This window comes from Streptomyces sp. Je 1-332, from assembly GCF_040730185.1.
In the GTDB taxonomy this organism is placed as follows: Bacteria; Actinomycetota; Actinomycetes; order Streptomycetales; family Streptomycetaceae; genus Streptomyces.
Genome location: NZ_CP160402.1, coordinates 5,431,602 through 5,455,862, shown reverse-complemented (window position 1 = coordinate 5,455,862; position 24,261 = coordinate 5,431,602). Strand labels below are relative to the sequence as shown.

At 70.6% G+C, this 24,261-nt stretch carries 24 protein-coding genes and 1 tRNA gene; 11 read left to right on the top strand and 14 right to left on the bottom strand.

Annotated features, from left to right (window positions below; translation table 11 throughout):
• The first annotated feature begins 100 nt into the window (after window positions 1–100).
• A complete protein-coding gene (locus tag ABXJ52_RS24825) occupies window positions 101–1,105 on the top strand; it encodes a helix-turn-helix domain-containing protein (RefSeq protein ID WP_367044883.1) in 1,005 nt (334 codons plus the stop codon).
• On the opposite strand, the gene ABXJ52_RS24820 is transcribed toward ABXJ52_RS24825, so the two are convergent.
• The 10 genes from ABXJ52_RS24820 to ABXJ52_RS24775 form a co-directional block, all read right to left on the bottom strand.
• Window positions 1,059–2,408: a cytochrome P450 gene (locus ABXJ52_RS24820; RefSeq protein ID WP_367044882.1), complete on the bottom strand. Its 1,350-nt coding sequence runs from the start codon at window positions 2,406–2,408 to the stop codon at window positions 1,059–1,061. The two genes, ABXJ52_RS24825 and ABXJ52_RS24820, sit on opposite strands and share 47 nt — an antisense overlap.
• Entirely contained in the window at window positions 2,405–3,526 is a 1,122-nt protein-coding gene (cyc1, locus tag ABXJ52_RS24815) for an epi-isozizaene synthase (RefSeq protein WP_367044881.1), read from the bottom strand. Before cyc1 ends, ABXJ52_RS24820 begins: the two co-directional genes overlap by 4 nt.
• A 305-nt stretch (window positions 3,527–3,831) precedes the next feature.
• On the bottom strand, window positions 3,832–4,482 hold the full coding sequence (def, locus tag ABXJ52_RS24810) for a peptide deformylase (RefSeq protein WP_367044880.1): 651 nt from the start codon (window positions 4,480–4,482) through the stop codon (window positions 3,832–3,834).
• 64 nt (window positions 4,483–4,546) lie between these two features.
• Window positions 4,547–5,527 (bottom strand): hypothetical protein, encoded by a 981-nt coding sequence (locus ABXJ52_RS24805; RefSeq protein WP_344530122.1) that lies wholly within the window; start codon window positions 5,525–5,527, stop codon window positions 4,547–4,549.
• A gap of 101 nt (window positions 5,528–5,628) precedes the next feature.
• Window positions 5,629–6,861 (bottom strand): HD domain-containing protein, encoded by a 1,233-nt coding sequence (locus ABXJ52_RS24800; RefSeq protein WP_367049240.1) that lies wholly within the window; start codon window positions 6,859–6,861, stop codon window positions 5,629–5,631.
• Window positions 6,862–6,881: 20 nt separating this feature from the next.
• Window positions 6,882–8,234: an HD-GYP domain-containing protein gene (locus ABXJ52_RS24795; protein WP_367044879.1), complete on the bottom strand. Its 1,353-nt coding sequence runs from the start codon at window positions 8,232–8,234 to the stop codon at window positions 6,882–6,884.
• Window positions 8,235–8,425: 191 nt separating this feature from the next.
• Window positions 8,426–8,770 (bottom strand): mycothiol system anti-sigma-R factor, encoded by a 345-nt coding sequence (rsrA, locus tag ABXJ52_RS24790; protein ID WP_367044878.1) that lies wholly within the window; start codon window positions 8,768–8,770, stop codon window positions 8,426–8,428.
• The gene (locus tag ABXJ52_RS24785; protein ID WP_367044877.1) at window positions 8,767–9,447 is read right to left on the bottom strand and encodes a sigma-70 family RNA polymerase sigma factor; all 681 of its coding nucleotides are present in this window, start codon (window positions 9,445–9,447) and stop codon (window positions 8,767–8,769) included. Before ABXJ52_RS24785 ends, rsrA begins: the two co-directional genes overlap by 4 nt.
• A gap of 275 nt (window positions 9,448–9,722) precedes the next feature.
• Complete coding sequence (locus ABXJ52_RS24780) at window positions 9,723–10,364, bottom strand: alpha/beta family hydrolase (RefSeq protein ID WP_367044876.1); 642 nt, start codon at window positions 10,362–10,364, stop codon at window positions 9,723–9,725.
• Between the two features lies 1 nt (window position 10,365).
• Window positions 10,366–11,181, bottom strand: a complete 816-nt coding sequence (locus tag ABXJ52_RS24775) for an SOS response-associated peptidase (RefSeq protein ID WP_367044875.1) — start codon at window positions 11,179–11,181, stop codon at window positions 10,366–10,368.
• Window positions 11,182–11,242: 61 nt separating this feature from the next.
• On the opposite strand from ABXJ52_RS24775, the gene ABXJ52_RS24770 reads away from it, so the two are divergent.
• The 4 genes from ABXJ52_RS24770 to ABXJ52_RS24755 all read left to right on the top strand — a co-directional run bounded on the left by ABXJ52_RS24770 (window position 11,243) and on the right by ABXJ52_RS24755 (window position 14,786).
• Window positions 11,243–11,965, top strand: coding sequence for a M50 family metallopeptidase (locus tag ABXJ52_RS24770; RefSeq protein ID WP_367049238.1), 723 nt, complete (start codon window positions 11,243–11,245; stop codon window positions 11,963–11,965).
• 41 nt (window positions 11,966–12,006) lie between these two features.
• The gene (gene aroA / locus ABXJ52_RS24765; RefSeq protein WP_367044874.1) at window positions 12,007–13,323 is read left to right on the top strand and encodes a 3-phosphoshikimate 1-carboxyvinyltransferase; all 1,317 of its coding nucleotides are present in this window, start codon (window positions 12,007–12,009) and stop codon (window positions 13,321–13,323) included.
• 16 nt (window positions 13,324–13,339) lie between these two features.
• Window positions 13,340–14,353, top strand: a complete 1,014-nt coding sequence (gene rsgA / locus ABXJ52_RS24760) for a ribosome small subunit-dependent GTPase A (RefSeq protein WP_367044873.1) — start codon at window positions 13,340–13,342, stop codon at window positions 14,351–14,353.
• 109 nt (window positions 14,354–14,462) lie between these two features.
• A complete protein-coding gene (locus ABXJ52_RS24755) occupies window positions 14,463–14,786 on the top strand; it encodes a multidrug efflux SMR transporter (protein ID WP_367044872.1) in 324 nt (107 codons plus the stop codon).
• 18 nt (window positions 14,787–14,804) lie between these two features.
• Here the strand turns inward: ABXJ52_RS24755 and ABXJ52_RS24750 are convergent, their stop codons facing one another.
• A complete protein-coding gene (locus ABXJ52_RS24750; RefSeq protein ID WP_367044871.1) occupies window positions 14,805–15,410 on the bottom strand; it encodes a helix-turn-helix domain-containing protein in 606 nt (201 codons plus the stop codon).
• Between the two features lie 162 nt (window positions 15,411–15,572).
• Here ABXJ52_RS24750 and hisN point away from each other — a divergent pair, with 162 nt between their 5' ends.
• The gene (gene hisN / locus ABXJ52_RS24745) at window positions 15,573–16,373 is read left to right on the top strand and encodes a histidinol-phosphatase (protein WP_367044870.1); all 801 of its coding nucleotides are present in this window, start codon (window positions 15,573–15,575) and stop codon (window positions 16,371–16,373) included.
• 168 nt (window positions 16,374–16,541) lie between these two features.
• A complete protein-coding gene (locus tag ABXJ52_RS24740; protein ID WP_367044869.1) occupies window positions 16,542–16,943 on the top strand; it encodes a CBS domain-containing protein in 402 nt (133 codons plus the stop codon).
• An 88-nt stretch (window positions 16,944–17,031) separates the two neighbouring features.
• Here the strand turns inward: ABXJ52_RS24740 and ABXJ52_RS24735 are convergent, their stop codons facing one another.
• Entirely contained in the window at window positions 17,032–18,501 is a 1,470-nt protein-coding gene (locus tag ABXJ52_RS24735) for a catalase (RefSeq protein ID WP_367049236.1), read from the bottom strand.
• A 126-nt stretch (window positions 18,502–18,627) separates the two neighbouring features.
• Between ABXJ52_RS24735 and ABXJ52_RS24730 the strand changes: the two genes are divergently transcribed.
• From ABXJ52_RS24730 to ABXJ52_RS24715, 4 genes are all read left to right on the top strand, one after another.
• Window positions 18,628–19,044: a Fur family transcriptional regulator gene (locus ABXJ52_RS24730; protein ID WP_367044868.1), complete on the top strand. Its 417-nt coding sequence runs from the start codon at window positions 18,628–18,630 to the stop codon at window positions 19,042–19,044.
• A gap of 110 nt (window positions 19,045–19,154) precedes the next feature.
• Window positions 19,155–19,949: an ABC transporter ATP-binding protein gene (locus ABXJ52_RS24725; RefSeq protein ID WP_367044867.1), complete on the top strand. Its 795-nt coding sequence runs from the start codon at window positions 19,155–19,157 to the stop codon at window positions 19,947–19,949.
• Window positions 19,946–20,824 (top strand): ABC transporter permease, encoded by an 879-nt coding sequence (locus tag ABXJ52_RS24720; protein WP_367044866.1) that lies wholly within the window; start codon window positions 19,946–19,948, stop codon window positions 20,822–20,824. Before ABXJ52_RS24725 ends, ABXJ52_RS24720 begins: the two co-directional genes overlap by 4 nt.
• A gap of 54 nt (window positions 20,825–20,878) precedes the next feature.
• Window positions 20,879–22,030: an ABC transporter substrate-binding protein gene (locus ABXJ52_RS24715; protein ID WP_367044865.1), complete on the top strand. Its 1,152-nt coding sequence runs from the start codon at window positions 20,879–20,881 to the stop codon at window positions 22,028–22,030.
• Window positions 22,031–22,088: 58 nt separating this feature from the next.
• Here the strand turns inward: ABXJ52_RS24715 and ABXJ52_RS24710 are convergent.
• Both ABXJ52_RS24710 and ABXJ52_RS24705 read right to left on the bottom strand, forming a co-directional pair.
• Window positions 22,089–22,162: transfer RNA gene (locus ABXJ52_RS24710), tRNA-Met, on the bottom strand.
• A gap of 212 nt (window positions 22,163–22,374) precedes the next feature.
• The gene (locus ABXJ52_RS24705; protein WP_367044864.1) at window positions 22,375–24,174 is read right to left on the bottom strand and encodes a tetratricopeptide repeat protein; all 1,800 of its coding nucleotides are present in this window, start codon (window positions 24,172–24,174) and stop codon (window positions 22,375–22,377) included.
• Window positions 24,175–24,261: the final 87 nt, after the last annotated feature.

Below are 24,261 nucleotides of genomic sequence, written 5' to 3'. Positions count from 1 at the left end.
TGTTCATGTCCTCACTGTCCTGCGCGCCGGACGGACGCGGCAGTGGCAGGACTGCCACACACCATCGACTTACTGCCAGCCCTGCGGCACACTGGCGCCCATGCTGAACAACGTGGCCGCCGTGCTGCTCGACGGCGTGAACCCCTTCGAACTCGGCGTCGTCTGCGAGGTGTTCGGGCTCGACCGCAGCGAGGCGGATCTACCCGTGTACGACTTCGCGGTGGTCGCCGCGGAGAGCGGGCCCCTGACCAATCACGCCGGGTTCTCGATCACCACTCCGTACGGCCTCGACCGGCTGGAAGAGGCCGACCTCATCACCGTGCCCGCGGGCCAGGAGTTCGTGCACCGCGACTACCCCGAGGAGCTGCTCGCCGCCCTGCGCCGCGCCGTGGACCGCGGGGCCCGCATCCTCTCCGTCTGCTCCGGCGTCTTCGTGCTCGGCGCCGCGGGCCTGCTGGACGGCCGGCGCTGCGCCGTGCACTGGCGGCACGCCACGGAACTCGCGGTGCGCTTTCCGCGCGCCCGGGTCGAGCCCGACGTCCTGTACGTGGACGAGAGCCCGGTCATCACCTCGGCCGGCACCGCAGCCGGCATCGACGCGTGCCTGCACATCGTGCGCCAGGAGCACGGCACCGAGGTCGCCAACGCCATCGCCCGGCGCATGGTCGTGCCACCCCATCGCGACGGCGGCCAGGCCCAGTTCGTGGCGCGCCCCCTGCCGCGCACGCAGTGCGACACCGTGGGCGGGGTCCTTGCCTGGATGGAGCGCCATCTGGACGCGGACGACATCACCGTCGAGCGGCTCGCCGAGCGGGCGCACATGTCGCCGCGCACCTTCGCGCGCCGTTTCCAGCAGGAGACCGGCACCACGCCCTACCGCTGGCTCCTGCGCCAACGCGTGCTGTTGGCACAGGAGTTGCTCGAAGGGTCGGACGAGACGGTGGACGCCATCGCCGGGCGTGCCGGTTTCGGCAACGCCGCGGCGATGCGCCACCAGTTCCTGCGGGCGCTCGGCACCACGCCGAACGCCTACCGCCGCACCTTCCGCGGACCGGTCGTCAGCGCCGCTCGGCCCGCAGGACCAGATGCTTCGGCTGTAGCGTGATGCCGATCTTCGTGTCGGCGTCGGTCTCCGGGACCGGCGCCAGGTGCCACTTCGGGGCCACCGTCGCCAGGATGATGGCGAGTTCGGCCAAGCTGAAATGGTCGCCCGGACACTTGCGGTTGCCGGTACCGAACGGCATCATCGCGAACTCCGGTACGTCGCCGGCGCGTTCCGGGTTCCAGCGGTCCGGGTCGAACTCGAGGTGCTGCTCGAAGGAACGTGGATCGCGTTGCATCGCGTACACGCTGTAGACGATGTCGGCATCGGCCGGAATGCGGTAGCCACCCAGGTTGGTTTCCCCCACCGACCTGCGGGTGAATATCCAGGCGGCGGGTTGTATACGCATGGCCTCGGTGACGACATTCCGGGTGTGCGGAAGGGACCCCAGGTCGGCGAATGTGATCTCCCGGCCCGGCGCGACGGAATTTACTTCTTCAACCAATCGCCTTTCCTGCTCGGGGTGTTGGGCCAGCAGATGGAACGTCCACGACAGGGTCGAAGCGACATTCTCGGCGCCCGCCACGACAAGGGAGATCACATGGTCGTGGACCTCCTGATCGCTGAGCGGCTGCCCTGATTCATCGCGCGCCCGCAGCATTTCGGCCAACAGGTCGTTCTGTTCCGGTCCTGCCGCCCTGCCTTCCGCGATGATCTCGTCGACCAGTGCGTGCAGATCGGCGAGCGCGCTCTGGAAGCGGCGGTTGCCCTGGGTCGGCACGCGGTACAGCGGCCCGACCGAGAGCACCATCCTGCGGTAGAGGCCCTCGAAGACGGTGTGCAGCGATTCGGCGATGCGGTCCGCCTTCTCGCTGATCGCGTCGACCTCCAGGAGCGAGCGCGAGACGACGCGCACGGCGGTGCGGAACATCTCCGCGTTGATGTCGACGATCTCGCCCGGCTGCCAGCGCGCGGCCGTCAGGCGGGCCTCCTCCTCCATCACCTTGGCGTAGCCGGCGATCCGGTCGGGCCTGAACGCCGGCTGCATCATGCGCCGTTGACGCCGGTGCAGCTTGCCGTTGCTGGTCGCCACGCCCTTGCCGAGCAGTACCTCCAGGGTGTCCCAGAGCGGCCCTCCGACGACGTAGTCGGGGCTCCGCAGCAGCTGCCCCACCAGCTCGGGGTCGCAGACCGCGTACGCGGTCTTGGGCCCCAGCCTTATGCGGACGAGATCACCATGGTCCCGCAGCGCGGCGAGGAAGCCGAGCGGGTCGCGCACCAGGTTCCAGGCGTGACCGATGAGCGGGGCACCACCGCTGACGAGCGGTGGAGTTGTTGTCGCGGGTACAGCGGATTCGACGCTCATTCCTCACCTACCAATTCAGTTTCGGCCAGGTCACTCGGTTCCGCGTCGCTCACATACGGGGGAATGGACCTGTCGTCCCAGCTGTCCACCCGATAGCGACCGGATTCGTGGTGGAACCAGTACACGGAAGAGAACCAGTTCCGCATGTTGAAGACGCACGATTCCACCGCGTCCGCGAGTTCCCTGCCCTGCACGCTGCCATCCGCCAATTGCCCGGCGAGACGCAGTACTTCTTCTTCCGCCGCGAGGAAATCGGTTATGCATCGGGAAACCCGCCGGTGCACTTCCGCGACAGCTTCTTCCAGCGAAAGGCCCTCGTGCTGGATGAGACTGATCCCGAGATTGTGCAGTTCGTCTCCCGCGAGTTCTTTGGGGAGCGAACACAGGTCGTTGTACCAGGCGGAGAAATCCTGCGTGGCGAGCGCCGCCCGCCGATACGCGGGATGCTTCCGCACCGCCGACGGCAGCTCGTGGCGCGCCGTCGGCTCGAGCAGGTCGATCCACGTCCAGTGCGCGAACGTCAGCCTGCGCAGCTCGATGTACGCCTCGACCGTCGGGACCGTTCCGGTCCTGCGGTTCCTGAACTCCAGGTCGTACGCCTCGATCACACTGTGGAAATGCCGGGCGAACCGGGCGTTCCAGCTGGGACCGAGGTGCGAGTACAGCCGCAGGACACAGTCGGCGAACCCTGCCACCAGAGGGTCACGGTGGTGCAGTTGTTGCCGGGGGGCCCGCAGCGTCTCGTGGAGCCCGCGGCACAGCCGGCGCCACTGCGCCGCCCTGCCGTGCACCGAGTCACGGTCGTGCCGGTCGTCCCAGGCGAAGAACCAACTGCTGAGGTCGGCTATCGCGCTGAGCAACTCGTCGGGTGCGCCAATGTAGTAGCCGGCCACCAGGTCCGTGTAGCAGAGGCTGTCCGCGTACCGCTCGACCTTGTCGGCGGGCATGAGGCGCATTTCGCGCAGCCACGTCCGGGACTTCTCCTGGAGCTGCGGCCAATACGGATGGAGTTGACGAGGAAACTCTGACTCGATCACCGGAAGTGACAACGCCGGTGGCACGGAAACCGCCGGCGCCCGTGTCTGTGTCGGTGAAGTGCCGTGTGAATATGCAGGCACGGACAAACCCCTCTCAGCCGCGTGAAAACGCACGCCCCTCCCGCCGTACCGGGCGCGCGCCGTTGCGTATCCCCGCGCTTTCCATTCAGCACCACAACTGACCGTTCAGGGAACAGATTTGCGCCATTCACTCCCCCCCAGTGCCGAGAAAATCCCTGTACGTGACCGATTCTGGATCATCACGAGCCTGATTCGATCGCACATCTGACCGGTTCGGACCGTTTCATGCGAACGGCCCCTGGCCGGGAAGGAGTTCCCGGCCAGGGGCCGCAGGTGGCGCGTGGTACGCGCGAGTCCGGAGTCGACTAGGCGTTCGGCACGACGGGGTAGCGCGGAGTGCCCTCTTCCATCTGCCGCAGCGCGTCCTTGCGGTCACGCTTGGACAGGCGGTCGATGTAGAGGTAGCCGTACAGGTGGTCCGTCTCGTGCTGGAGGCAGCGGGAGAAGTACCCGGTGCCCCGCACCTTGATGGGGTTGCCCTTCTCGTCCTGCCCGGTCACCTCGGCGTAGTCCGGGCGGGCCAGGTCGGCGTAGGCCGTGGGCACGGAGAGGCAGCCCTCGCCCGCCTCGTCCAGCCGGCGCCGGTCCGCGGGGAGCTCACGCACGACGGGGTTGCAGACCACGCCGACGTGCCGCTTGCCCTCGTCGTCCATGCAGTCGTAGACGAAGACCTTCAGGTCGACGCCGATCTGGTTGGCGGCGAGGCCCACGCCCTCGGCGGTCCGCTGGCTGGCGAACATGTCGGCGACGAGCTGGTCGAGCTCCGCGTCGAAGGCGGTGACGTCCTTGCACTCCTTGTGCAGCACGGGGTTGCCGACGACCGTGATGGGCCGGGACGTGCCGCGCTCGCGGTAGGCGGTCTCCCGCTCCTCGCAGTCCTCCGTGTCGATGACGAAGCCCTCGTCGTCGACGGGGAGGACCCCGCCCGAGGCCTGCTGCTCAGTGTCCTGCGCCATTGTCCGACGTACGCCTTCCTGGGAACCCACAAGAGATAGTGCCGGTACAGCCTACGGCCAGGAGTCAGCAGACCTCTTCCAGATCCCGCCAGTCGCGGGAGTCCGGGCTGTCCGCGACCCAGCCGTCGAGCAGGCCGCGCACCAGGGCGGCGGGCGCCGCGATGCCGCACTCGCGCTCGGGCACCCACAGGGCGCCTGGGCTGCGGTGGCCGAGCGGCCCGGGGTGACCCGGCTCGCTGTGGTCGTGCGGGTCCAGGTGCTCGCCGTCGCCCTCGTCGCTCGGCATGCGGCTCTCGGAGCACATCCGGCACAGCAGCCGCACGGACGACGACCAGTCCTCGGCGGCGAAGCCCGCGTCCGCGGCGAGCTTCTCCAGGGCGTCCCGGTCGTCCTCGGTGGCGGCCTCCAGGAGAACCACCCAGGTGGGGACCGGTGAGGGCGCCCACAGCTCGATCTCGTCGAAGACGGGGTACGAGTCCCCGGCCCCCGTCGTCCGCTCGCCGTGCGGGACGCCGTCGTGCAGCACGACCTCGCCCCAGCGGCGCCCGGAGGACGGCAGCGGGATGGAGAGCACCTCGATACGGGCGGGGTCCAGCCTGCGCCCCCACACGACCTCGGCCTCCCCCTCGGGCGAGAGCCGCACGGCGGCGCTGCCCAGGTCCATGCCGGTCGGCTCCCCCGAGGCGGCAACACCGCCGGGAACGCGCAGGCCGTACGCCTGCCAGGCCCGCCGGGCGAGCGGCCAGTCCTGGAGGGCGGTGGCGGCGATGCCGACGTTCCACCAGTCGGGGGCGCCCTGCGACCGGTCGAGCAGCGCGACGGCCCGCAGGCCCGCGGCCCGCGCCTGCTCCCAGTCGTGCCGGAACTTGTGGAGCAGCGCGAGGTTGAACCAGGACTCCGAGAGCCACGGCTCGAGATCCGCCGCGCGGGTCAGGAGTGCGCCCGCGTCCTCGTACCGCCCGTCGCCGATCAGCGTGAAGGCGCGGTCGGTGGCCTGCCGCCATGAGGCGGAGGGCCGGTGCCGTCCCTTGCCGAAGATCCTCACGATTCCCGCCTGCCGGTACTTGAGTTCCTGAGTTTCGCTGGCCCGAGGGCCCTCTTCGCATCCAACCACGTACGGTCGGACGGCCGCTCATTACCCATGGGTTACCCAGCCGGCGGCAAGCTATGACCGCCCCGCGAAAGCACCCGGGCCAGGGCTTCCACGACTTCGGGCTGATAGTCGCGGCCGGTGCCGAGGCGCAGCCGCTCCAGGGCGTTGAGAGGACCCGTGGGACCTTCTCCCCTGGCCATCTCGTCGTACGCGTTCGCGGCTCGCACAATACGGGCGGTGAGCGGCTGATCGCGATACGGGTCCGCCTGCCGTTCCACGACCACGGCGACGTCGCCGTTCACCCCCGTCTGACGCACGACGGCGCCCCCGAGCAGGGCGATGCGCCGCTGTTCCGCGTCCGGCAGGGCCGCGGTGGCGCCCGCGGGCACGGGATCGACGAGGGAGAGCTGCCCGATGTCGTGCATCAGCGCCGCGTGCTCCAGGACGGCGAGGTCCGGCGCGGAAAGCCCCAGCTCACGCCCCACGGCACGGCTGAGAGCGGCCACGCGGCGCGCGTGCCCCTGCGGGGTGTACCCGGCGATCTCGGTGGATCGGGCCAGGGAGGTGATGGTCTGCCGGTAGGTGGTCCGCACCGCCGCGTACCGCCCGAAGGACAGCTGGGTCAGGAGCAGCGGCAGGCTGAACACGGGCAGCGCCCAGAGCCCCGCCACGGCGACCGCGAGCGCCATGACGGCCCCTGTCGCGCACACGGCGGACCCGATGCCGAGCATGGCCCGCAGCTCGTCGCGCAGGAGCGGTCCGAAGGGCCAGAGGGTGCGGGCGTGCGCCATGGCCGCGGCGAGCACGGCGTCGCAGAGAGCGGTCAGCACGAGCAGCGCGACGATGACGGCGGCGAAGGCGGGGCCCTGGCCCACCCACTCCTCCAACTTCCCCGCGTTGTAGAGCGGTTGGAAGCAGGCGGCGGCGAACCCGACGGTGAGCACGCGCCGGGCCACGTGGTCGAGGGCGGGCCCCTTGCCGAGCGCCACGTGCGGGACGGCGCCGACGAGCGCAGCGGCGACGACCACGGCGATCACCTGGAAGACACCGTGGTGTGTGGGCCGCCCCCCGACCTCCCCGAGCAGTGCGTACGCCAGCGCGCCCGCGGCCCCGAGCGGCGCGGGCTCCCGGTCGCTCCCGCCGGCGCCCCACCGGGCAAGCTCCCCCACGGCGACGAGCGCCCCGAAGGCGAGCGCGATCCCTGCTTCGTGCACACCGTGCCAGAGGGTCCAGCCCAGGCCGAGCAGGGTGAGCAGCCCGGCGGCGCCGTATACACAGAGCGCCACCGTGGTGGGCAGGCGGGCCCTCACCGTGCTCCTGCCCCGGGGGTCGTGGGCACACCGGCGGCCTCCTGCCGAGGGGCGGGCACTTCCCCGGTGTCCGAGGTGACCGCGGGGTGCCACCCGTGCCGCTCCAGCGCCCGCCGCAAGGCGGCCACCATCGCGGGGTCGAACTGCGCCCCCGCGCATCGGGACAGCTCGGCCACGGCGGCGGCGACCGGGCGCCCCCGCCGGTAGGACCGCGTGGACGTCATGGCGTCGAACGCGTCCGCGACGGCCACCACCCGGGCGAACTCCGGGATCTGCCGCCCCACGAGCCCGTAGGGATATCCGCTCCCGTCGATCCGCTCGTGGTGGTGGAGGATCGCCGCCCGCGCCTCCCCGAGGAAGCCGATTCCGCGCACCATCTCGTGCCCGTACTCGGGATGCAGCTCGATGACCCGCCGCTCCTCGGGGGTCAGCGGCCCGTCCTTGCGCAGCAGCCGGGTCGGTACGCCGAGTTTGCCGACGTCGTGCAGGATGCCGGCGAACCGCAGGCTCTCCACGCGCTCGTCCGCCATCCCCAGCTCCCGCGCGATCATCACGGAGGCCCGCCCCACGCGCTCGCTGTGCCCTCGGGTGTACCGGTCCTTGATGTCGACGGCCTGCACGAGCGCCCGGATGGTGGCCTGATGGGCGGCGCGCTCGCGGTGGTACTGCGCGAAGACCCAGCAGGAGACCCCCATCGGCAGCAGCACGAGGAGCGCGGCGAGCGGCCCGTACGGACTGCGCCACAGCACCGCCATCATCAGTCCGGCGAGGCCGTGCACGGCGACGGGCGGACACGACCGCAGGAAGAGCCCCCGCCACGCAGTCCGCACCGGCACCCGTTCCGCGGTGGCCAGGATGCCGCCGTCCAGGACGGTGAGTACGACGGAGAAGGCGAGGACGGCCGCTCCCGCGGGCGCGAGCGCGTACGGAAAGTCGGGCGCGGCTACGGCTTCGCGCCCGCCGAGCGCTCCGTGCGTCCACGCCGACGCCCAGGCGGCGAGGGCGAGTTGGGCCGCACGCCAGAGTCTGCGCACCCACCGGGGGCGGCGCTCGACGCGGGCGAGCAGCGCCCCCGGCACCGCGACGAGCGCGGCGGCGGCCGGCGGCAGCAGGAAGACGGCGGCGAGCAGTACGGGGAAGAAGGTGCCGAGGCCGTTGAGCCCGGACCCGGCGCGGCGGCCGATCACCCGGCACCGCGTGATCTGCTCGCACCCGGCGTAGAGCGCGGCGAGGAGCGCGAGCGCGCCCCACGGCGTGTGCGGCGAGGTCAGTGCGGGCGCGGCGCAGGCGGCTCCGGCCAGGGCGGCGCACAGGATGTAGGCGCGCGCCCATGGGGCGATGGACCGCATGGCACCGTCTCCTCCCCCGTGACCGTCCCCAGGGACCACGTTCCAAGGTCCGGAGACTAGAACGAGAGCCGCCCGCTCCGAGCCCCCCTCGCGGAAATTGGCACGTACGAGTGACGGTGAACGCCGGGAACAGAAAAAGCAGGCCGTGACGGACTCCCGTCACGACCTGCTCACACTCAACTGCCTGACGCTCAGGCTTCCTTGGCCCGCAGACTCTTGGCGGACACGCTGCCCTCGGCGGCCGTCGTCTCGACCGTCACGTCGTGCTCGGGCACGGCCTCGCCCGACCGGATCAGGTCGATGCGTCCCATGACCTTGGAGCGCAGGTCGGCGGGGACGTCGTCCTGGCCGCAGCAGCGCTTCACCAGCTTCTTGACGGCCTGCTCAAGGCCGTACTTCTCCAGGCACGGGGAGCACTCCTCGAAGTGCGTCTCGAACTTGGTGCAGTCGCTGTCCGGCATCTCGTGGTCCAGGAACTCATAGAGATGGTCCAGGACTTCACTGCAATCCGTCTCGTGCGGCTCTCCGCAGCTCATGAGCCTGAGCCTTTCGCTTCGTTCGACGACTCTGACGCGGCGCCGGCGGGGACGAGGCCGCGGTCACGGGCGTAGTCCTCGAGCATGCCGCGCAGTTGGCGACGGCCGCGGTGCAACCGGGACATCACCGTACCGATGGGTGTCCCCATGATGTCCGCGATCTCCTTGTACGCAAAGCCCTCTACGTCGGCCAGATAGACGGCGATGCGGAATTCCTCGGGGATCGCCTGCAGGGCGGACTTCACGTCGGAATCCGGCAGGTGATCGAGCGCCTGCGACTCGGCCGAGCGCAGACCGGTGGACATGTGCGACTCGGCGCGCGCGAGCTGCCAGTCCTCGATCTCCTCGGCGGCGCTGCGCTGGGGCTCGCGCTGCTTCTTGCGGTACGAGTTGATGAACGTGTTGGTGAGGATGCGGTACAGCCACGCCTTGAGGTTGGTGCCCTCACGGAACTGGTGGAACGACGCGTACGCCTTGGCGTAGGTCTCCTGCACCAGGTCCTCCGCGTCCGCCGGGTTGCGCGTCATGCGCAGCGCCGCCGAGTACATCTGGTCGAGGAAGCCCAGGGCGTCCCGCTCGAAGCGGGCCGTGCGCTCCGCAGACGTCTCGGCGCTTCCGTCGGGTCGCTCCGCCCGGCCGTTCTCGGCCCCTGCGTCGGTCCCAGTGACCGGACCCACCTCCTCCAAAGACGTGGTGAGACCAAAAGCAGTCCCACTCGAATCGGAGGATAGACGACGATCCGGTCCCGCCGCCGCTCGAATAGGAGCGGTCTTGGGCGCGCTCAGCACCGTCCATTCCAGGTCAGAGGCGCTGGAGCGGGAAAAAGAAGGTGCCGGGTTCTGCCCGTCCGCAGAAGGGCGGTGGCGGGAGACGGGCGGGCAGATGGTCGAACCCATGCGGCGGACTTCCTCTCGTACGAACAGCGTTTGGCGTCTGTTCGGCACAACAGAGGTCACGCACCCAACATTCCCGCCCACCGGATGACGCCATCCGTGATGCGCGTCATGGCCTCGGTCTCGGTCAGGTCGGCGCGCTTGGGGATCGCGAAGCCGTGATCGCCGTAGGGGATCTCGACGATCTCGTACGTCCCTTCGGGGAACTCGGCGGGCTTCCCGAAGGGGTCGTTGCCGCCCTGCACGACGAGCGTGGGCACACCGGCGCCGAGCAGCTCGTCCGCGCGGGACTTCTCCGGCTTGCCCGGCGGGTGCAGCGGGAAGCTCAGGGCGAGCACGGCGGCGGCGCCCAGTTCGGTGGCGGTACGGCACGCCACGCGGGCCCCGGCGCTGCGGCCGCCCGCGATCACGGGGAGGCCCGGTTTGGTGAGCGCCGGCCACAGGCCCCTCCATCCCGCGTCCAGGGTCTTCGGCGCCGGCGCCAGCTTCTTGCCCGCGACGCGCCAGGGCTGCTCCACCAGGGCGACGGTGACGCCGTGCGCGGGCAGGGCGGCGGCGATGGCCCGCAGGTCCCGCGCCTCGATGCCGCCGCCGGCGCCGTGGCTGAGGGCCAGCACCATGCGGGCCTTGTTCTTCGGGGCGGGGTGCCAGGTGATGCGTGCGTCACCCGCGTCGGTCGGTGCGATCTCACTCTTGGTCACATCAGAAGAGTGTGCCTTCCTCGGGCCCCTCCAGCTCCTTGAGCAGCTCCGGGCCGTTGTTGCGTACGTTGCTGACCGCCGTCGACACCGGGAAGGCCCGCATCAGACCGTGCGGCGGCGGCTCCAGGAGCGGCCGCAGGTCCTCGACGTCCGTGCGCGAGGGGTCGAGCCAGGCGTCCCAGCGGTCCGGCGTGAGCATCAGCGGCATCCGCGGGTGGATGTCGGCCAGCGAGCGCGGGCCTTCGTCGGGCGCGACCGCCAGGGGCGCGGTCTCCGCCTCGGTGGTGATCACCGTGCACGTCACCCACCAGGCGAGGGGGTGCTCGTCGGGAAGCGTCTTGTCACGCCAGAACTCGTAGAGCCCCGCCATCGCGAAGACCGAGCCGTCGGCGGGCGTCACGAAGTACGGCTGCTTGCGAGGGCGCTTCTTCTTGCCCTCGACCTCAAGGTCGCGCTCGTCGGAGCCGGTGACCCACTCGTAATAGCCGTCGGCGGGGATGACGCAGCGGCGGGAGGCGAAGGCCCGGCGGTAGGAGGGCTTCTCGTGCACGGTCTCGGCGCGGGCGTTGATCATCCGGGCGCCGCCCTCGGGCGTCTTGGACCAGGACGGGACGAGTCCCCACTTGAGTGTGCGCAGCTGGCGAACCGGACTCGGGTCCTCGGCGTCTTTCAGAGGACGGTCCAGGACCGCGTAGACCTCCTTGGTGGGGGCCACGTTGAAATCGGGGTCGAGGCCCTCCTCGGGCTCCCACTTCTCGATCTCAAAGATTCCTGCGAGATCCTCGGGCCTACGACTCGATGCATACCGTCCGCACATACGTGCCAGACTGCCAGACCCCGTACCACCAGAGGAGCCGGTCCAGAACATGGCACCAGCAATGGAAATAACCGCGACCGCCAGCCTGACCGACCTCTGGGACCGGGTCTTCGGCACACAGGCGGCCCCCGACGAGTGGCTGGTGATCGCCACCGGCGTCGTAGCGCTGGCGGTCGTCCTGCCGCACGGCATCTGGCGCGTGGCCCGCAACGCGATCACCATCGCGCACGAGGGCGGCCACGGCCTGGTCGCCCTGCTGACGGGCCGCCGCCTCGACGGCATCAGGCTGCACTCCGACACCAGCGGCCTCACCGTTTCCCGCGGCAAGCCCACCGGCCTCGGCATGATCCTGACCGCCGCCTCGGGCTACACCGCGCCGCCCCTGCTCGGCCTCACCGGCGCCGCCCTCCTCGCCGCCGACCACATCACCGCCTTCCTGTGGATCGCGACGGCGCTGCTCGTCGTGATGCTCGTCATGATCCGGAACGCGTACGGCGCCCTCACGGTGATCCTCACCGGCGGCACGTTCCTGCTGGTCTCCTGGCTGACCAGCTCGCAGGTGCAGGCGGCCTTCGCGTACGTGGTGGTGTGGTTCCTGCTCCTGGGCGGCGTACGCCCCGCCTTCGAGCTGCAGTCCAAGCGCAGGCGCGGCGGCGCGGGCGACTCGGACGCCGACCAGCTGTCGCGGCTCACGCACGTCCCGGCGGGGATGTGGCTCTTCCTCTTCCACGCCGTCTCGCTGTGCTCGCTGATAGGCGGCGCGCGGTGGCTGCTCGGCCTCTGAGCAGCCACGACCCCTCCGCTGTCTGCCACTAAAGTGGGGGCATGACCGTGAACCCAGCGCACAGCACCCTCTGGCCAGCCCCGCACGCGAGCGGAGCCGTCGCCGCGACGGTCCATGTGCCCGGGTCCAAATCGGTCACCAACCGCGGTCTCGTCCTCGCCGCCCTCGCCGCCGAGCCCGGCTGGCTGCGCCGCCCGCTGCGCTCCCGCGACACCCTCCTGATGGCAGGCGCCCTGCGCGCGCTCGGCGTCGGCATCGAGGAAGGCGTCGGTCCGGACGGCTCCGGTGAGGCCTGGCGGATCATCCCCTCCGGCCTGCACGGCCCCGCCACGGTGGACGTCGGCAACGCGGGCACGGTCATGCGCTTCCTCCCCCCGGTCGCCGCCCTCGCCGACGGCCCGATCCGCTTCGACGGCGACCCCCGTTCGTACGAGCGGCCGCTGAACGGCGTGATCGACGCCCTGCGCGTGCTCGGTGCCCGCATCGACGACGACAGCCGCGGTGCGCTGCCGCTGACCGTGCACGGCGGCGGCGCCCTGGACGGCGGCCCCGTCGAGATCGACGCCTCCTCGTCCTCCCAGTTCGTGAGCGCCCTGCTGCTCTCGGGCCCGCGTTTCAACCAGGGTGTCGAGGTGCGTCACATCGGCTCCGCCCTGCCCTCCATGCCGCACATCCGGATGACCGTCGACATGCTCCGCGCGGTCGGCGCCCAGGTGGACACCCCGGAGTCGGGCGGCGAGCCGAACGTGTGGCGGGTCACCCCCGGCGCGCTGCTCGGCCGTGATCTGACCGTCGAGCCGGACCTCTCCAACGCCCAGCCGTTCCTGGCGGCGGCCCTGGTCACCGGCGGCCGCGTCACCGTCCCCGACTGGCCCGCGCACACCACGCAGCCCGGCGACAAGCTGCGGGAGATCTTCACCGAAATGGGCGGTTCCTGCGAACTGACCGAGCAGGGGCTCGTGTTCACCGGCTCCGGCTCGATCCACGGCATCGACGTGGATCTGAGCGAGGTCGGCGAGCTCACCCCCGGCATCGCGGCCGTCGCGGCCCTCGCCGACTCCCCCTCGACCCTGCGCGGCGTCGCCCACCTGCGGCTGCACGAGACGGACCGCCTGGCTGCCCTCACCAAGGAGATCAACGAACTCGGCGGCGACGTCACCGAGACCGCCGACGGACTGCACATCCGTCCGCGCCGCCTGCACGGCGGGATCTTCCACACGTACGACGACCACCGCATGGCCACCGCCGGCGCGATCATCGGCCTGGCGGTGGAGGGCGTACAGATCGAGAACGTGGCGACGACGGCGAAGACGCTGCCCGACTTCCCCGACCTCTGGACCGGAATGCTCGGGAACTGACGGGCGGATCCAGGACATGCGCCGCTACGGAAAGAACCCCGACGAGGACGACATCCGCGTCCGCCCCAACCGCAAGGGCAACCGCCCGCGCACCCACATCAGGCCCAAGCACGAGGACGCGTCCGACGGCATGGTCCTGACCGTCGACCGAGGCCGTCTGACGGTTCTGGTCGACGACCGGATCGTGATGGCCATGAAGGCCCGCGAACTGGGCCGCAAGGCCGCCGTGGTGGGCGACCGGGTCTCGCTCGTCGGTGATCTCTCCGGCAAGAAGGACACCCTCGCGCGCATCGTGCGCATCTCGCCGCGTACGTCGGTCCTGCGGCGCACGGCCGACGACGACGACCCGTACGAGCGGGTGGTCGTCGCCAACGCCGACCAGCTGGCCATCGTCACCGCGCTCGCCGATCCGGAGCCGCGCACGCGCCTGATCGACCGCTGCATCGTGGCGGCGTACGACGGCGGTCTCACGCCGCTCCTCGTCCTGACCAAGTCCGACCTGGCGTCCGCCGACAAGATCCTGGAGACCTACTCCACGCTCGACATGCCCTACGTGGTCACCAGCCGCGAGGAGTTCACCGACAGCGCGGAACTCGCCCGGGTGCACGAAGTGCTCGACGGCAAGGTCACCGCGTTCGTCGGGCACTCCGGTGTCGGCAAGACGACGCTGGTGAACGCCCTGGTCCCCGAGGAGCGCCGGCGCAGCACCGGGCACGTCAACGCCGTCACGGGCCGTGGCCGGCACACCACCACGTCGGCGCTAGCGCTCCCGCTGGCGGACTCACCCGGCGGCTGGGTGATCGACACGCCCGGCGTGCGGTCCTTCGGCCTGCACCACGTGGACCCGTCCCGCGTCATCCTCGCCTTCCCCGATCTGGTGCCGGGGACGGAGGAGTGCCCGCGCGCGTGCAGCCACGACGAACCGGACTGCGCGCTCGACACGTGGGTGGAGCAGGGTCACGCGGACCCCGCGCGGCTCTACTCACTACGCAGGCTCCTCGCCACCCGTGAGCGACGCGAGGACGACTGACCTCGCCGTTGTTTGCGCCCGGGGACCGGTGGCAAAGGCATAATCGCACCATGCCTGCTCCAAGCCAGGCGAAGCGGTCACCGAGCGTACGGTTGCGGGAGGCAGAAACATGGCGTGGCTGCTGGTCATCGTCGCGGGGTTCCTGGAGACCGGTTTCGCGGTCTGCCTCAAGCTCTCGCACGGCTTCACCCGGCTCTGGCCGACGATCACCTTCGCGGCCTTCGCCCTGGGCAGCTTCGGTCTGCTCACGCTCGCGCTGCGCAAGCTCGACGTGGGTCCCGCCTACGCGGTCTGGACGGGCATCGGCGCCGCGGGCACCGCGATCTACGGAATGATCTTCCTCGGTGACGTGGTCTCCACGCTCAAGATCGTCTCCATCTCGCTGGTCGTCGCGGGCGTCATCGGCCTGCAGCTCTCGGGCTCCGCGCACTAGAACGTCACCACAGGGGTCTCATGCGTTGATCCAGCGCCCGAGGGCCCCGCGCACGAGTTCCACGGGGTCCGCACCCGCCGACGAGGGAGCGACGACGTACGACAGCGCCATCCGTACGGCGCTCTCGCAGGCCATGGCCAGCTCCTGGGTGTCCTTCGGCCGCGCACTGCCGTCCAGCGCGTTCACCGCCTTGTCCCGGACGAGGGCGAGCAGTTCGGCGGGCGAGGGGATGCCCGCGTCCGCGCGCCGCTGTGCCGGTACGGCTGAGGCCAAGACCCCGGGCCTGCTCGGCGCGGGCAGGCGTTCGCTCCAGCAGCCGGTGAGCATCGCCCGCGTGAGGTCGCTGCCGTGGGCGGCGGCGATGGTCCACGCGCCCACGGCGGCGAGCCGGTCCTCCGGGCCGCCCACCATGGCCAACGCCCGCTCCACGCCGTGCAGATACGCGTCGGTCTCGCGCCGGAGCAGGGCGCGGGCGAGGCCGTCCTTGCTGCCGAACTCGTTGTAGAGGGTCTGCCGGGACACCCCGGCGGTGGCCGCGACGTCGACCATGCGGACGCGCGGCCACGGTCGGCCGGCGAGCGCCACGCGGGCCGCGTCCAGTAGGGATTCCCGTGCCGCAGGCATCGTCGCCTCCCGGGGCCGAAGCGGCTCTGCGGCCAGAGTTGACGGGCTCGGGAGCGGTGTCAATAGCCCCGGCGCGACCCGGAACGGTATGCGTCATGTCCCGGAACGGCCCGGACATACGGCGCTGTGGCTCAGGCACAACGAGATCGATACTGTTCACTCATGCCCGACTACCACGATGATCTGCGTCTTGCCCATGTCCTCGCGGACGCCGCCGACGCCGCGACGATGGACCGGTTCAAGGCTCTCGACCTCAAGGTCGAGACCAAGCCGGACATGACGCCGGTGAGCGAGGCGGACAAAACGGCCGAGGAGCTGATCCGCTCGAACCTGAAGCGGGGCCGGCCGCGCGACGCGATCCTCGGCGAGGAGTTCGGCGTCGAGGGCACGGGCCCGCGCCGCTGGGTGATCGACCCGATCGACGGCACCAAGAACTACGTACGCGGGGTGCCGGTCTGGGCCACGCTGATCTCACTGATGGAGGCGGGCGAGGGCGGCTTCCAGCCGGTGGTGGGTGTCGTTTCGGCGCCCGCGCTCGGCCGCCGCTGGTGGGCGGCGAAGGGCGCCGGGGCCTACACCGGCCGCAGCCTGACCTCCGCGACCAGGATCCACGCCTCCAAGGTCTCGCGGCTCCAGGACGCCTCGTTCGCGTACTCCTCGCTCACAGGCTGGGAGGAGCAGGGCCGCCTCGACGGGTTCATGGACCTCACGCGCGCGGTCTGGCGCACCCGGGGGTACGGCGACTTCTGGCCGTACATGATGGTCGCCGAGGGCTCGGTCGACCTCTGCGCGGAGCCCGAGCTCTCGCTCTGGGACATGGCGGCGACCGCGATCATCGTGACCGAGGCGGGCGGCAGCTTCACCGGCCTCGACGGCGCCCCGGGCCCGCACAGCGGCAACGCCGCCGCGTCGAACGGCCTGCTCCACGACGAGCTGCTCGGCTACCTCAACCAGCGCTACTGACGGCTCGCACTCCTCGCGTCCGAGGCGCGCGCCTTGGTTCGCGCGCCCTGAACCGGCAGCACGCGCCCCCTTGTTGAGGACGGGCAGGGCTGCGACTCTGAGAGTCCCCCCACTTGTGAACTTGTGAATCGCTTCTCTTGCGGTCCACTCAGGAGGTGGCTCAAGCCCATGCTCGTCCGCGACGCCATGAGCACGGTGGTCCTCACCATCGGTCCCGCCCACACACTGCGCCAGGCGGCCCGCCTGATGTCGACGCGCCGCGTCGGCGCGGCCGTCGTCCTCGACTCCGACAACTCCGGTCTGGGAATCCTGACCGAGCGCGACGTCCTCATCTCGCTGGGGCTCGGCCAGAACCCCGACACCGAGACCGCCGGCACCCACACCACGACCGATGTCGTCTTCGCCGCCCCCTCATGGACCCTGGAGGAGGCCGCCGACGCCATGTCGCACGGCGGCTTCCGGCACCTGATCGTGATGGACGGGAACGAACCGTCCGGCATCGTCTCGGTCCGCGACATCATCCGCTGCTGGGCGCCGAGCAGGCGTCACGGGGCATCCCTGACGGTCTGAGCGCACCCCGGAAACGAAAGAGGGCGGGCCGGACCCCCGAAGGGAACCGGCCCGCCTTCCTCCCCGAAGGGAGCCACGACGAACGGTCTCAGCCGCGAAGGGCCTGGACCGCGGCCTCGAGACGCTTGCCGAAGTCGCCGTCAGCCTGACGGAAGTTGTTGATCGCCCGCTCGGCGATGTCGTCGCGCGAGACACCCGCGATGTTGCCCGCGAGGTTGTCGATCAGACGCGTCTTCTCGTCCTCGGACATCTTGCGGTAGAGGTTGCCCGCCTGCACGAAGTCGTTGTCCTCGGCGTGCGAGGGCGCCTCGTGGTTGCCCGTGCCACCGCTGACCGGAGTGGTCACCCAGAGCGGCCGGTCCGTCTGGAACGGGCCGCCGAAGGAGTTCGGCTCGTAGTTCTTCGTGCCCTTGTGGCGGCCGTCGTACAGCGCGCCGTCACGCGAGTTGGTGCGCGCCTCGGTGGCGTGCGGGCGGTTCACCGGCAGGTGGTCGGCGTTGATGCCGACGCGGTAGCGGTGCGCGTCGCCGTACGCGAAGAGGCGGCCCTGGAGCATCTTGTCCGGGGAGGGACCGATGCCGGGAACGAAGTGCGCGGGCGAGAAGATGCTCTGCTCGACCTCGGCGAAAATGTTCTCCGGGTTGCGGTTGAGCTCCAGCTTGCCGATCTCGATCGGCGGGTAGTCCTCGTGCGGCCACACCTTGGTGAGGTCGAACGGGTTGAAACGGTACGTCGCCGCTTCGGCCGCCGGCATGATCTGCACCTGCACGGTCCAGGACGGGAACTCACCGCGCTCGATGGCCTCGCGCAGGTCGCGCTGGTGGGAGTCCGGGTCCATGCCGGACATCTGGTTGGCCTCGTCCGTGGTGAGGTTCTTGATCCCCTGGTCGGTCTTGAAGTGGTACTTGACCCAGAAGACCTCGCCGGCCTCGTTGTTCCACTGGTACGTGTGCGAGCCGTACCCGTTCATGTGGCGCAGCGTCGCCGGGATGCCGCGGTCGCCGAAGAGCCAGGTGACCTGGTGGGTCGACTCGGGGCTCAGACCCCAGAAGTCCCACACGTTGTCGGCCTCCTGCGAGCCCGTGTACGGGTCGCGCTTCTGCGTGTGGATGAAGTCGGGGAACTTGATGGCGTCCTTGATGAAGAAGACGGGGGTGTTGTTCCCGACCAGGTCGTAGTTCCCCTCCTCCGTGTAGAACTTCAGGGCGAAGCCACGGGGGTCGCGCACGGCGTCGGCGGAGCCGAGGTTGCCGGCCACGGTGGAGAACCGGAGGAAGGTCTCCGTCTGCTTGCCGACCTCGGAGAGAAACTTCGCACGCGTCCACTGCGAGACGTCGCGGGTCAGCGTGAAGGTGCCGTACGCACCGGCGCCACGCGCGTGGACGATGCGCTCCGGGATGCGCTCGCGGTTGAAGTGCGCGAGCTTCTCGAGCAGCGCCTGGTCCTGGACGAGAACCGGACCGCCGACACCAGCGGTCTCGCTGTTCTGGTTGTCGGCGACCGGCGCGCCGGCCTCCGTGGTGAGCGGTCCCTGCGTCACGTGCGCCTCCTGCGTCATTTCCTGCAAGTCCTGTCCTTGGGTTTCGCTGAACTCGATCCTACGATGGACTTTGTCTAAGTCAAGCGGACATCCAAAGTCACACCTCGTCGGGAGTTAGGCATCTCGCCTGCTAGGCTGGTTCGCATGAGCGACCTGTTGGAACGACTGCGCGGCCGTGGCTGGCGCATGACCGCGCAGCGGCGCGTCGTGGCCGAGGTCCTCGACGGGGACCACGTACACCTGACCGCGGACGAGGTGCACGCCCGCGCCGTGGACAAGCTGCCCGAGATCTCCCGGGCGACCGTCTACAACACCCTGGGCGAGCTGGTGACCATCGGAGAGGTCCTCGAGGTCTCGACGGACCGCAGGGCCAAGCGGTACGACCCGAACGCCCACCGCCCCCACCAGCACCTGGTGTGCGCGCAGTGCGGCACGATCCGCGACGTCCACCCCACGGGCAACCCCTTGAGCAGCCTCCCCGACTCGGAACGCTTCGGCTTCACGGTCGAGGCCGCGGACGTCACATACAGGGGCACGTGCCCTAACTGCGCGGGGGCGTAGCTCGGCACCTGCGGTGCATCTCAGCCACGGCACACCCTCTTCCGGAATCTGACGGTGCGTCATATGGTCGGCGGCGCCCAACATCCGCCTGCCCTCCGCAAGGAGACCCCGTGGGAGACCCGCACCCGAAACTAGAAGCCCACGCAGTAACGAGAACCTTCGGCCGCGGCGCCAAGGCCGTGGACGCCTTGGGCCCCGTCGACCTGAAGATCGCCCCCGGCGAATTCACCTGCATAGTCGGCCCCTCAGGCTGCGGAAAATCAACGCTGCTCCGCATAGCCGCAGGCCTCCTGCGCCCCACCAGGGGCGCGCTGACCATCCGCACAGCCGCGCAGCGCCCCGCCGCGATGATCTTCCAGGACTACGGCATCTACGACTGGAAGACCGTCCAGGCCAACGTCCGCTTCGGCCTGGACATCCAGAAGGTCCCCCGCCGCGAGGCGAACGCCCGTGCCAGGGACTGGCTGACCCGCTTAGGTCTCGCCGACTTCGCCGACGCCTACCCCGCCACCCTCTCCGGCGGCATGCGCCAACGCGTGGCCATCGCCCGCGCCCTGGCCGTGGAGCCCGAGATCCTGCTGATGGACGAGCCGTTCGCGGCCCTGGACGCCCAGCTCCGCACGATCCTCCAGGACGAGCTCCTCGACCTCACCCAGACCACCCGCACCACCACCCTCTTCATCACCCACAGCCTCGAAGAGGCGATCGTTCTCGGTGACCGCGTCCTGGTCATGTCCGCCCGCCCGGGCCGCATCATCGCCGAACGCCGCCCGCCGTTCCCGAGGCCTCGCAGCGGTGACGTACGCACGACGCCCGAATTCACCGCTCTCAAGGGCGAGTTGTGGGACCTGCTGCGCGGCGAGGTGGTCCGCGAGAACGCACGGGACGAGGCGGCCGTGGCATGACGACGACCACCTCGCCCAAAGCGCCCGAAGAACCCCAGGACGGTGTGCTCGTCCGCAGGCCGGGCCCCCAGGAGCTGCACCCCGCCCGCACCCACCGCAGGCGCCGCACCCTGGAGATCGGCCTCGCCGTCGCCGTCCCCCTCGCCCTGATCCTGCTGTGGCAACTGGCCGCCACCCAGGCCTGGATCGACGACCGCGTCTACCCCGCTCCCCAGACCATCCTCGAAGACGGCTGGGAGCGCGCGGCGGACGGTGACCTGTGGCCCGACGTGTGGGCCACGCTCAAGCGCGTCCTCGCCGGCTACGCGATCGGCACGGTCACCGGCTACGCGCTCGGCCTCCTCATGGGCTCGCTCTCCCTCGTACGCGCGGCGCTCGAACCGCTCCTGGACGCGCTGTACGTCGTACCGAAGCTGGCCCTGCTGCCCGTGTTCCTGAACATGTTCGGCCTCGGCGAGGGCCCGCAGATCGCGCTCGTGGCGGCCACCGTCTTCTTCTTCGTCTGGATCTCGACGATGGCGGCGGTGCTCGCCGTGCCCTCGGGACACCGCGACGCGGGCCAGGTCTTCGGGGCGTCGCCGTGGCAGATGTTCCGCCATGTCCTGCTGCCCGCGTCGCTGCCCGCCGTGCTCGTGGGCGCGCGGATCGCGGCGGGTGTCGCGGTCCTGGTGATCGTGGCGTCGGAGCAGATCGCCGCGTCGAACGGCCTCGGCCACCTGATCTTCGACTCCCGCGCCCTTTTCCAGAACGACGTGATGTTCGTCGGCATCGTCTGCGTCGCCGTGCTCGGCGTCGTCTTCTCCGAACTGGTGCGGATCGCGGGCCGGTTGCTCACTCCATGGGCTCCGCGCGACCGCGGCAGAAGCCAGTCGTGAAGCACCCTTCGTGAACCACCGGTCATGAACCATTCGTACGCGTACGGAGGCTCCATGCACACCCGCATCCGCACCCGGTTCTCCACTCTGGCTGTCCTCATGGCCGGCGCGCTGCTCACCTCCGCGGGGTGCGCGAAGGAGGACGACGCCCCGGACTCGGCGGCGCCCACGAAGCCCCGCACCGTCGAGGCGGTCCCCGGCTGCGGCAAGGCCAGCTGGACGGACCCCTCCGACCTCACCAAGGACCGCGCGCCCTCCCGCTGCGCCAAGGGTGCCCCGGCCCCGCGCCCGCTACCCAAGGAGCGCAGCCTCACCATCGCGACCGGCACACTCAGCGCCGAGTACGTCGCACCCCTCCAAATGGCCGTGGAAAAGGGCGAGTTCAAGAAGGAGGGCCTGGACGTCGACCTCAAGGTGCTGCCGACCCCCGACGCCCTCCCCCTCCTCGCCAAGGGCGACATCGACGCCCAGTGGGCCGCCCCCGAGGCCGCCGTCATGAACGGCATCACCGGCGGCTTCACCATCAAATGGGCGGCCGGGAACTTCTCACCCGACCCGAAGTCCAAGAGCGGGCTCTGGGTGAAGCTGAAGAAGGGCGAGAGCGCGGGCCATGTCCCGATGGCGGGCCGCAAGCTCGGCACCATGATCGGCAAGGGCTCGGTCATCTCGTACCCCATGGGCAAGGCCCTGAAGAAGCACGGCGGCGGCCTCGACAAGATCCAGTTCCAGCAGCTGGGTTCGGCGGACGTCCTGACCGCCCTCCAGAACGGCGGCACCGACTCCGCCTGGCTCCTCGACCCGGTCTGGCGCAAGGTCGACGGCGACAAGCGGTACGCCTTCCTCGGCGGCCAGCCCCGAGGCGAACCGCTCGGCGGTCTCCTGTTCGGCCCCAACCTCCTGACCGAGGACCCGGACGCGGGCGTCGCGCTGCTGCGCGCGTACATCAGGACCGTGAACACGTACTTCGCCGGTGACTACAAGGCGGACAAGGCCTTCGTGACCGAGCTCGCGAAGCTCCTGAAGACCGACGAGGCCGTCCTGCGCTCGACTCCGTCACTGCGCATGGACTGGGAGATCCGGGCCGGTACCACGGACCGGCTCCAGGCGGCGTACGAAGCCGCGGGCGTCGCCGAGGGCAAGAGAGTCCCGGAGGGAAAGGCGGTGGACCGCAGGCTGTACGAGGAGGCGGTGGGCCACAGGCGGTAGCGGCCGCTAAACACACCAGAGGCCGGGAAGCTAGTGCTTCCCGGCCTCTGGCCTTTAGTAGCGGGGACAGGATTTGAACCTGCGACCTCTGGGTTATGAGCCCAGCGAGCTACCGAGCTGCTCCACCCCGCGCCGTTGTGTTGCAACCGTACGTCAGGGGCGACGACCAGCGCAAATCCGTTCCGCGCCCCGCTGTGGGCAGGCGTTCCGCAGGGCGATTGGGGCCTCCCCTGCTCGAGCGGAGCCGAGAGCTTGGGGAAGGGTGGGCACAGCCCACCCACCGACCCGCACCCGCCCGAGAGCCGCACGTCACGAAAAGCCGAGGCGCAGGGCAAGCACAGGGGCTACGCAGTCAGCTCCTGCTGCAAAGCTTCCCGCAACCGAGCCGCCCGCTCGGAAACCTCAGCGGGCCCCAGCTCCACCGCACGGGCAGCCCACCGCTGCCCCTCCACCAGCTGCCCGCGCCGAGCGTAAAGCAGCGCAAGCCGAAGCGCCGCGCGCCCGTGCCCCGCGTCGGCGGCCCGGGTCCACCAGAGCGCGGCCTCCGGCTCACTGCCCTCACGCGCAAGCAGCAGCCCCAGGTTGAACGCGCCGTTGCGGCTGCCCGCGTCCGCCGCGAGGCGGTACCACCGAGCCGCCTCGACGACATCACCGCGCCCCGCGGCCAGCATCCCGACCCGGACCTGCGCACGCCGGTGCCCCTGCTGGGCCGCCCGCTCGTACCACTCCTCGCACTCGGTCTTCTCCGCGGCGGGCTCCCCGAGAGCGGGCGGGCCCGCGGCGGAGCGCCGCGCGTCGAGCACGGTGCCGAGGCGGTACGCCGCCTCCGCGCTGCCGCCACCGGCAGCGCACCGCAGATGCCGCTCGGCGTCCTGCTCGTCGCCCACGCGCAGCCGCGCGGTGCCGACCTGGAGCGCGGCCTCGGTGTGCCCTGCGGCCGCCGCACGCTCGTACCAGGGCAGGGCGGAGTCCTCGTCGTCACGGGACGCGTACAGAATCCCGAGGTTGAAGGCCGCGTCCACGCTGCCCGCCTCGGCGGCCTTGGAGAACCACGGCTCGGCGCCCGCCGCGTCACCGCCCTGGAGCAACAGCACGGCGAGCGCGTTGGCGGCCTCGCGGTGACCGGCGTACGCGGCACGCCTGTACCACTGGTCGGCCTGCACGGTGCGCCCCTGCTCGGCGCAGAGCAGCCCGAGGTTGTACGCGCCGTTCACGTCGCCCGCGTCCATGGCAGCCCTGTACCACCGCTCGGCGGTCTGGGTCTCGCCCCGCTCGGCGTGCAGCGCGCCCAAGGCGTTGGCGGCGTTGCCGTCGCCGTCCTGGGCTGCTTTCAGCCACCAGACGGCGGCGCTCTCCTCGTCGCCCGCGTCACGCAGCAGGAAGCCGAGGGCGCAGGCGGCACGCGCCTCGCCGTCCTTGGCGGAGTTCAGGTACCAGCGCCCGGCCTCCTTCAGCTCGCCGCGCTGCTCCAGGATCGCGCCGAGGTGCAGCGCGGCCCGCCGGTGACCGCGCGCGGCGGCCTGGCGGTACCACTGCTCGGCCTCGACGGCAGCGGACCGTACGCCTCCGCCGTCGGAGCGCTGCTCGGCGGTGGCGCGCCGGTCGAGGGCGCGGGCGATCCGATACGCGGCCTCGCGGTGACCGCGCTCGGCGGACGCCCGCATCCAGCGCTCGGCGCCGACGTCACCGCGGTGCTCGAGGAGGTCGGCGAGGGCGTACGCCCCCAGGGCGTGGCCCTGCTCGGCGGACTGCCGCAGCCAGTACTCCGCGGCGGGCTCGTCGCCGCGCTCGCGGTGGTGACGCCCGAGCGCGTGCGCGGCCGCCGCGGAACCGGCGACGGCGGCGACCCGCCACCAGCCGGCCGCCTCGTCTGCGTACCCACGCTGGTGGAGGAGGACTCCGAGGTTGTTGGCCGCGGCGCGGTCGCCCTCGGCGGTCGCGGCGCGCAGCAGGGACTCGGCACCGTCGAGATCACCGCGGCGCAGCAGCAGGCTTCCGAGGACGCTCATCGCGTCGACGTCCCCGGCCTCGGCGGCCAGCCTATGGCGCAACTCTTCGGCGGCCGTCCCGGGATCCTCCCGGTCGGCCGCCTGCACAAACCGCCCTGTATCCAACAGAGTTGCCTTGTCCCCCATAACGTCCATCGTCGCACCACCTGCACCCTGGGTACACCGGGTATACCGCCTCCAGCGAGGTCACTTCAGCGTTTTGTCGACATGCCCACAGAGAGA